Source organism: Kocuria rhizophila, from assembly GCF_003667225.1.
GTDB classification, from domain to species: Bacteria; Actinomycetota; Actinomycetes; order Actinomycetales; family Micrococcaceae; genus Kocuria; species Kocuria rhizophila.
Genome location: NZ_RCOM01000092.1, coordinates 1 through 8,795, shown reverse-complemented (window position 1 = coordinate 8,795; position 8,795 = coordinate 1). Strand labels below are relative to the sequence as shown.

The 8,795-nt window shown below is 70.2% G+C and carries 8 protein-coding genes; 4 read left to right on the top strand and 4 right to left on the bottom strand.

Annotated elements, in window-relative coordinates; all coding sequences use genetic code 11:
- Positions 1-110: 110 nt before the first annotated feature.
- The 4 genes from D9R02_RS10330 to D9R02_RS10315 form a co-directional block, all read right to left on the bottom strand.
- On the bottom strand, positions 111-1,301 hold the full coding sequence (locus tag D9R02_RS10330) for an acetyl-CoA C-acetyltransferase (protein ID WP_121566871.1): 1,191 nt from the start codon (positions 1,299-1,301) through the stop codon (positions 111-113).
- Positions 1,298-1,975, bottom strand: a complete 678-nt coding sequence (locus D9R02_RS10325; protein WP_012397309.1) for a CoA transferase subunit B — start codon at positions 1,973-1,975, stop codon at positions 1,298-1,300. The genes D9R02_RS10330 and D9R02_RS10325 overlap by 4 nt, the downstream gene beginning before the upstream one ends.
- A complete protein-coding gene (locus D9R02_RS10320; RefSeq protein ID WP_019309862.1) occupies positions 1,972-2,712 on the bottom strand; it encodes a CoA transferase subunit A in 741 nt (246 codons plus the stop codon). Before D9R02_RS10320 ends, D9R02_RS10325 begins: the two co-directional genes overlap by 4 nt.
- A gap of 127 nt (positions 2,713-2,839) precedes the next feature.
- Positions 2,840-3,592 (bottom strand): 3-hydroxybutyrate dehydrogenase, encoded by a 753-nt coding sequence (locus D9R02_RS10315; protein ID WP_019309861.1) that lies wholly within the window; start codon positions 3,590-3,592, stop codon positions 2,840-2,842.
- Between the two features lie 282 nt (positions 3,593-3,874).
- Here D9R02_RS10315 and D9R02_RS10310 point away from each other — a divergent pair, with 282 nt between their 5' ends.
- The 4 genes from D9R02_RS10310 to D9R02_RS10295 all read left to right on the top strand — a co-directional run bounded on the left by D9R02_RS10310 (position 3,875) and on the right by D9R02_RS10295 (position 8,539).
- Positions 3,875-5,290, top strand: a complete 1,416-nt coding sequence (locus D9R02_RS10310; protein ID WP_019309860.1) for an MFS transporter — start codon at positions 3,875-3,877, stop codon at positions 5,288-5,290.
- A 204-nt stretch (positions 5,291-5,494) separates the two neighbouring features.
- Positions 5,495-6,718, top strand: coding sequence for a thiolase family protein (locus D9R02_RS10305; RefSeq protein ID WP_039101615.1), 1,224 nt, complete (start codon positions 5,495-5,497; stop codon positions 6,716-6,718).
- A 154-nt stretch (positions 6,719-6,872) separates the two neighbouring features.
- Positions 6,873-7,676, top strand: a complete 804-nt coding sequence (locus D9R02_RS10300) for an enoyl-CoA hydratase/isomerase family protein (protein ID WP_047979442.1) — start codon at positions 6,873-6,875, stop codon at positions 7,674-7,676.
- Positions 7,673-8,539, top strand: a complete 867-nt coding sequence (locus tag D9R02_RS10295; protein WP_102614024.1) for a 3-hydroxyacyl-CoA dehydrogenase family protein — start codon at positions 7,673-7,675, stop codon at positions 8,537-8,539. The genes D9R02_RS10300 and D9R02_RS10295 overlap by 4 nt, the downstream gene beginning before the upstream one ends.
- Positions 8,540-8,795: the final 256 nt, after the last annotated feature.

The window sequence follows — 8,795 nt, the reverse complement described above, 5'->3', positions numbered from 1 at the left end:
CCCGGGTCCGACCCTCCGCCCACGCCCCGGGCCACGAGAACGGGGTGCCCCGCTCTGGTGAGCGGGACACCCCGTAGGTCACGCGGCGCCGCTCAGCGGCACCGCCCGTCTCAGCGGCTCAGCAGCAGGGCCTCGCCCTGACCGCCGCCACCGCACAGCGAGACCGCAGCCTTGCCGGAGCCGCGGCGCGCGAGCTCCATGGCCGCGTGCAGCGCCAGGCGGGCACCGGACGCACCGATGGGGTGGCCCAGGGCGATCGCGCCGCCGTGGATGTTGACCTTGTCCATGTCCACGCCGAGGTCCCGGACGGACTGCACGGAGACCGCGGCGAACGCCTCGTTGATCTCGATGAAGTCCAGATCGGCCGCGCTCCACTCCGAGCGGGACAGGGCGTGCTCGATCGCGCGCGAGGGCTGCGAGTGCAGGGACGTGTCCGGCCCGGCCACCTGCCCGGGCCTGCCCACCACGGCGAGCCAGTCCAGGCCGTGCTCCTCCGCGTAGCCGCGCGTGGTCAGCACCACGGCCGCCGCGCCGTCGGAGATCGGGGAGGAGTTGCCCGCGGTGATGGTGCCGTCCTTGGTGAAGGCGGCCCGGAGCTTGCCCAGCCCCTCGGCGGTGGAGTCCGGACGCACGCCCTGGTCCTCGGAGACGGTCACGGGATCGCCCTTGCGCTGCGGGATCTCGATCGGCGCGATCTCGTCCGCGAACACACCGTCCTGCTGCGCCTTGCCCGCGAGCTGGTGGCTGCGGGCCGCCACCTCGTCCTGCTCCTCACGCGTGATGGAGCGCTCGGAGTTGCCGGTCTCGGTCAGCTCGCCCATGGGGACCTGCAGCTCCACATCCACGAGGCCGTCGTGGGCCAGCGAGTCCGCGAGCCTCATGTCCCCGTAGGACGTGCCCTTGCGGGCCCCCAGAGCCAGGTGCGGGGCGTTGGTCATGGACTCCATGCCGCCGGCGACGACGACGTCCGCCTCGCCCGCGCGGATCATCCGGGCCGCCTCGGTCACGGCCACCAGCCCGGACAGGCACACCTTGTTGAGACTCATGGCGGGCACGTTCATGGGCAGTCCGGCGGCCACGGCGGCCTGCTTGGCGGGGTTCTGCCCGTTGCCGGCCTGCACCACGTTGCCCATGTAGACGTAGTCCACATCCTCCGGGGCCACGCCCGCGCGCTGGAGCGCGTGCTTGATGGCGTGCGCGCCCAGGTCCACGGCGCTCTGGGACGCCAGCGCGCCCAGCAGCTTGCCCTGCGGGGTGCGGGCCCCGTTGACGATCACGATGTCATTGGCGTTCTCTGTCACTGTTCCTCCTGAACGGGTACGGAATCGGGGGTCACGTCCACGAGATCCACCCGGTAGTTCGCTTCGGTCTTCTCGGCCACTTCTGCCTCGGTCACGCCGGGGGCCAGGGTGCGCAGCACCAGTCCAGCCTCCTCGACGTCGAACACGCACAGGTCCGTGATGATGCGGTCCACCACGCCCACACCGGTGAGCGGGAGGTCGCACTCGTGCTTGAGCTTCGCGGAGCCGTCCTTGGCCACGTGCTCGGTGAGCACCAGCACGCGCGGCGTCCCGGCCACGAGGTCCATGGCGCCACCCATGCCCTTGACCATCTTGCCCGGGATCATCCAGTTGGCCAGGTCCCCGGTCTCGGAGACCTGCATGGCCCCCAGGATGGCCATCTTCACGTGTCCGCCGCGGATCATCCCGAAGGACGTGGCGGAGTCGAAGATCGCGGCCCCCGGCTGCAGGGTGATGGTCTGCTTGCCCGCGTTGATCAGGTCCGGGTCCTCGTCCCCCTCGTACGGGAACGGGCCCATGCCCAGCACGCCGTTCTCGGACTGCAGCACCACGCTCACCCCCGGCGGCAGGTTGTTGGCCACGAGCGTGGGGATGCCGATCCCCAGGTTCACGTAGTCGCCGTCCGCCAGTTCCGACGCCGCAATGGCCGCCATCTCGTCGCGTGTCCAGCTCATGCCGCTCCTCCCTCGACGCCGCCGGCGCCCTGCGCGTCCGGCCGAGGCCGGGTGGTGCGCTGCTCGATCTCCTTGGGCGCACCGGAGTACTGCACCACGTGCTGCACGTACACCCCCGGGGTCACGATGTGGTCCGGGTCCAGCTCGCCGGGGGCCACGATCTCCTCGACCTCCGCGAAGGTGACCCTCCCGGACGCCGCGCACACCGGGTTGAAGTTGCGGGACGTGCGCCGGTAGACCAGGTTCCCGTCCGTGTCTCCGCGCCACGCGTGCACCAGGGCCACGTCCGCCACGATCCCGCGCTCCTGCACGTAGGTGCGGCCGTCGAACTCGGCGGTGGGCTTGCCCTCCGCCACGGGGGTGCCCACGCCGGTGGCGGTGTAGAACGCGGGGATTCCCGCGCCGCCGGCCCGCAGCCGCTCCGCGAGGGTGCCCTGGGGGTTGAACTCCACCTCCAGCTCACCCTCCAGGAACTGGCGCGCGAACTCCTTGTTCTCCCCCACGTAGGAGGCCAGCACCTTGGAGACCTGCCGGTTCTCGAGCAGCAGCCCCAGACCCTTGCCGTCCACGCCCATGTTGTTGGAGACCACCGTGAGGTCCTTGACCCCGCTCTCCCGCACCGCCTCGATGAGGTCCCGCGGGACACCGGAGAGCCCGAACCCGCCCACCGCGAGCGTCATCCCGTCCCGCAGGGTCTCGGCCAGCAGCTCCGCCGCGCTGTCTCTGAGTTTGGACATGGCCACCCTTTCGCATTGTGTGCACGTGTGATCCGCATCTCAGCGTAGACGGTCGCTGCGCCGCGCACCGAACGGCTCCCGGCCCGTGAGCGCGTCGAGCACCGGACAGGGCGCGGGCGTCGTCGGCTCAGGAGGCCATCCAGCCGCCGTCCATGGCGTAGGAGGAGCCCGTGACCATACCCGCGGACGGGCCGGCCAGGAAGGCGATCAGCTCGCCCACCTCCTCGGGCTCCACGAGGCGCTTGATCGCGGACTCGGTGAGCATGATCTTCTCGACCACCTGCTCCTCCGGGATGCCGTGCGTGGCCGCCTGGTCCTTGATCTGCTTGTCCACCAGCGGGGTGCGCACGTAGCTGGGGTTCACGCAGTTGCTCGTGACACCGTGCGGCGCACCCTCCAGAGCCACGGCCTTGGAGAGCCCCTCGAGTCCGTGCTTGGCCGCCACGTACGCGGACTTGAACGCGGACGCCCGCAGCCCGTGCACCGAGGACACGTTGACGATCCGACCCCACCCCTGCTCGTACATGTGGGGGACGGCGGCGCGGATCAGCAGGAACGGGGACTCCAGCATGAGGGTGAGGATCCGGTGGAGGTCCGCGGGGTCGAAGTCCTGGACGGGCGAGACCTTCTGGATGCCCGCGTTGTTGACCAGCACGTCCACGTCCAGGCGCAGCTCCGCGAGCGCGGCGGTGTCCGTGAGGTCCACGGCCCACGCCTCACCGCCCACCTCGTCCGCGAGGCGCTGGGCGGCGTCGTGGTCGATGTCCGCGACCACCACGTGGGCGCCGCGCGCGGCGAGCGCCCGGACCGCGGCGGCTCCGATGCCGCTGGCACCGCCGGTCACGAGCGCCTTCTTGTCGTTGAGAGTGGTCTCGGTCATGTCGGGTGCCCTCACTCGCGGTGGTCTTTGCTCCAGGGTACGCAGGCCCGCCCCCGCCCGGAACGGTGCGGTCCTCGCGGCCGACCATGTCAGGACCGGGCGAGAGGTCGAGACGCCGAGCCCCTTGCACCCGACGTAACATATACGATTTGATACACGACACAGGTGACGCGGTTCACACCCAGCTCTACACTCACTTCACGACCAATTGGTCGGTTAATGCGTGACCCATCCGCCACTGGCACCCCACGGACTCCGGTCCGACGATCCTGGAGACCCCACATGGCAACCACCACAGCGCCCGCGCAGGGCCGCACCATGTCACGAGAAGAGCGCAAGGTCCTTGCGGGAACCCTCGTGGGCACCACCATCGAGTGGTACGACTTCTTCATCTACGCGCAGGCGGCCGCCTTCATCCTGGCGGCCCACTTCTTCAACCCCCTGGGGGCGGAAAACGCGCAGCTCGCGCAGGTGGTCTCCTGGGCGTCCCTGGGCATCAGCTTCCTGTTCCGCCCGCTCGGGGCCATCGTGGCCGGGCACATCGGCGACCGGTTCGGCCGCAAGGTGACCCTGGTGATGACCCTGTTCGGCATGGGCGCGGCCACCACGCTGATCGGCCTGCTACCCACGTACGAGCAGATCGGCATCGCGGCACCCATCCTGCTGATCCTGCTGCGCATCCTGCAGGGCTTCTCCGCCGGCGGCGAGTGGGGCGGGGCGGCCCTGATGTCCGTGGAGCACGCCCCCGTGAACAAGCGCGGCCTGTTCGGCGCCTACCCGCAGATCGGCGTGCCGATCGGCATGCTCATGGCCACCCTGTTCATGTTCTTCCTGACCACCACCCTGACCCCCGAGCAGTTCGAGACCTGGGGCTGGCGCGTGCCGTTCCTCTTCTCCATCGTGCTGATCTTCGTGGGCTGGATCATCCGCCGCTCCGTGGACGAGTCCCCGGTGTTCCTGGAGATGCAGCAGCGCGCCAAGGAGTCCTCCGCACCCCTGGGCCAGCTGTTCCGCAAGAACCCGCGCGAGGTGCTCCTGGCCGCGCTGATCTTCGCGGGCAACAACGCCGCGGGCTACCTGGTGATCGCGTTCTTCGCGTCCTACGGAACCAAGGCACTGGGCATGTCCCGCCCCGAGACGCTGATCGCCTCCATCGTGGGCGGCGTGGGATGGCTCATCTTCACCATGCTCGGCGGGTGGATGTCGGACCGGATCGGGCGCAAGCTCACGTTCCAGATCGGCTACGGCATCATCATCCTGTGGGCCATCCCCATGTGGTGGATGCTCAACACGGCATCCCTGCCGCTGTTCGCGCTGGCCATCTTCATCCTCACCATGGGCCTGGGCCCGTCCTACGGTCCGCAGTCCGCGATGTACGCGGAGATGTTCCCGGCCCGCGTCCGCTACTCGGGCGTCTCGATCGGCTACGCGCTCGGCTCGATCATCGGCGGCGCCTTCGCCCCCATGATCGCGGAGCTGCTGCTGGGCCGCACGGGCCAGGCCTGGACCATCGGGCTCTACATCGCCCTGCTGTCCCTGGTGTCCTTCATCGCGGTGTGCTTCGTGAAGAAGTCGGACCAGGGCAAGGACCTGCACGTGGCCGAGGTGCACGAGGAGTACGTGCGCTCCCACCCGGGCGAGAGCGTGGCCCCGGTGGCCGGCGAGCCCGAGACGGGCACGAACGCCGCACGCCACTGAGCCTCGCGCTCCACAGCTCCCGGTCGGTGTGCACTCGGGGGCTGACCGGTTCCCCACCGCGGGCCCGGCATCCGCCCAGGATGTCGGGCCCGCGGTCTGTCCGGATGGAGGCTGACATGCACGGTCACCGATTGACGTGGCTCACACGATCGGGGAACCTGAACTAGAACGAACGGTCAGTTATTGCGCCCCTGAGGAGATGCCATGTCCGAGATGCCCCACGCCTTTCTCGTCGGAGGAGCCCGCACTCCCGTGGGCCGCTACGGAGGGGCCCTGTCCTCGGTGCGTCCGGACGACCTCGCCGCCCTGTGCATCCGCTCCGTGGTGGAGGACTCCGGGATCGACCCCTCCCTGGTGGACGAGGTCATCCTGGGCAACGCCAACGGCGCCGGTGAGGAGAACCGCAACGTGGCCCGCATGGCGTGGCTGCTCAACGGCTACCCGGACACCGTTCCCGGGATCACCGTGAACCGGCTGTGCGCCTCGGGCATGTCCGCGATCACGATCGCCTCGCAGATGGTCAAGTCCGGTGCTGCGGACATCGTGGTGGCCGGCGGTGTGGAGTCCATGTCCCGCGCCCCGTGGGTCATGGAGAAGCCCACCACCGCGTTCGCCAAGCCCGGCGAGGTCTACGACACCTCGATCGGCTGGCGCTTCCCCAATCCCGCGTTCGTGGACGGCCCGCTCTCCCGGGACGGCAAGATGACCTACTCCATGCCGGAGACCGCGGAGGAGGTCGCCCGCGTGGACGGCATCTCCCGCGAGGACGCGGACGAGTTCGCGGCGGAGTCCCACCGCAAGGCGCTCGCGGCCATCGCGGCGGGGCACTTCACGGACGAGATCGTCCCGGTGGAGGTCAGGGGCCGCAAGGGTGCGGTCACCGTGGTGGACACGGACGAGGGCCCCCGCGAGGGCTCCACCACCGAGGTGCTCGCCAAGCTGCGCCCCGTGGTGAAGGGCGGCTCCGTGGTCACCGCCGGCAACTCGTCCTCGCTCAACGACGGCGCCTCCGCCGTGATCGTGGCCAGCGAGCGCGCCGTGACCAAGTACGGCCTCACCGCCCGGGCCCGGGTGGTGGACGGCGCCTCCGCCGGTCTCGCGCCCGAGATCATGGGCCTGGGCCCGGTGCCCGCGTCCGAGAAGGTCCTCGAGCGCGCGGGCTGGTCCGTGGGGGACCTCGGCTCCGTGGAGATCAACGAGGCCTTCGCCACGCAGTCCCTCGGCTCCATCCGCCGCCTCGGCCTGGATCCCGAGATCGTCAACCGGGACGGCGGCGCCATTGCCCTCGGTCACCCGCTGGGCTCCTCCGGCTCGCGCATCGTGATCACCCTGATGGGCCGCATGGAGCGCGAGCGCACCGCCAAGGGCCTGGCCACCATGTGCATCGGCGTGGGCCAGGGCGCCGCCCTGCTGATCGAGCGGGTGTGATCCGGCCGTGACGGACACGAACACCACGCACGACGACGCCGCACGCGGCCCCCGCGCGGACGGCACCGCCGCGGCGTCGTCCTCGGAGAACGGGAACACGGCGGGGGCCGCCGCCCCCGGCACCACGGCCACCGGCGGCTCACCCGCGGCAGCCATCGCGGAGGAGCAGGCAGCGGGCGGAACGCCCGCGTGGGCCGCGGACTTCGAGGCGCTGCGCGTGAGCGAGCGCCCGGACCGCCTGCACGTGGCCCTGGACCGCCCGGACGTGCGCAACGCGATCGACCAGGTCATGGTGGACGAGCTGCACACGGTGTGCGGGCACCTGGAGCGCGAGCCGAAGATCATGGTGCTCAGCGGCACCCGCGTGAACGGCAAGGGGATCTTCGCCTCCGGTGCGGACATCGCCCAGCTGCGCGAGCGGCGTCGTGAGGACGCCCTGCGCGGAGTGAACTCGCAGATCTTCGACCGGATCGCCAAGCTGCCCATGCCCGTGGTCGCTGCCCTGGACGGCTACGCCCTGGGCGGCGGCGCGGAGCTCGCGTGGGCCGCCGACTTCCGGATCGGCACGCCGCGCCTGAAGGTGGGCCAACCGGAGACCGGGCTGGGCATCATCGCAGCGGCCGGCGCCCTGTGGCGGCTCAAGGAGCTCGCGGGGGAGGCCCTGGCCAAGGACATCCTGATGGCCGGGCGCATCCTCTCCGCGGACGAGGCCCTGGAGGCCCGCCTGATCACCGAGATCCACGAGCCGGACGAGCTGCTGACCGCCGCAGACGCGCTCGCGGACCGGATCGCCGCGCAGGACCCGCTGGCCGTGCGGATCTCCAAGCGGGTGTTCGCCATGCCGCGCGAGGCGCACCCCCACGTGGACGAGCTCGCGCAGGCCGTCCTGTTCGAGTCGCAGGCCAAGTTCGACCGCATGCAAGCGTTCCTGGACCGCAAGAAGGAGCCCAAGAAATGACCGAGAAGACCGAGTCCGCTGTTCCCGCCACCGTGGGTGTGCTGGGTGGTGGCCGCATGGGCGCGGGCATCGCGCACGCGTTCCTGATCGCAGGATCCCGCGTGACCGTGGTGGAGGTGGACGCCCCCGCCGCGGAGGCGGCGAAGGAGCGCGTGGAGTCCGACCTCGCCAAGTCCCTGGAGCGCGGGAAGATCGACGGCAACCTGGATGTGTGGACCGAGAACTTCTCGGTCAGCGTGGACTACGCGGACTTCGCGCAGTGCGAGCTGGTGGTCGAGGCGGTGCCCGAGATCTGGGACCTCAAGGTGTCCTCCCTGCAGAGCGTGGAGGCCAACCTGCGCGAGGACGCGTGGCTCGCCTCGAATACGTCCTCCCTGTCGATCGACGGGCTCGCCGCCGAGCTGCAGCGCCCCGAGCGCTTCTGCGGCATGCACTTCTTCAACCCGGTCCCGGCCTCCAAGCTCGTGGAGATCGTGGTGGGCGAGCGTACCGGGCAGGACATGCAGGATCTCACCGCGCAGTGGGTCGCGGGGCTCGGAAAGACCCCCGTGACCGTCAAGGACGCCCCCGGTTTCGCGTCCTCCCGCCTGGGAGTGGCGCTGGGCCTGGAGGCCATTCGCATGGTCGAGGAGGGCGTGGCCTCCCCCGAGGACATCGACAACGCCATGGTGCTCGGCTACAAGCACCCCGTGGGTCCGCTCGCGCTCACGGACATCGTGGGCCTGGACGTCCGCCTGGGCATCGCGGAGTACCTGGAGAAGGAGCTCGGACCCCGCTTTGCTCCCCCGCAGCTCATGCGGGACATGGTGGAGCGCGGTGAACTGGGCAAGAAGTCCGGGAAGGGCTTCTACGACTACTCCTGACGCCGTGACCGCCGTCTGACTAGGTCAGAGACATGTTGTGCACCGCAGCCCGCCACCCGGAGACCCCGGGTGGCGGGCTTCTTCCGGTCACGATTCGATCACGAACGGTTGCACATGCAAATCGGATCCTTCAGGGTGGATCATGTCCCACCTGAAGGATCCGGGCCCCCACCCGGAGGGGAGAAAGGGGCCGGCGCCGGTGTTGGGAACCGGCGCCGGCCCCTTTCTCCCCTCCGGGTGGGGGCCCGGATCCTTC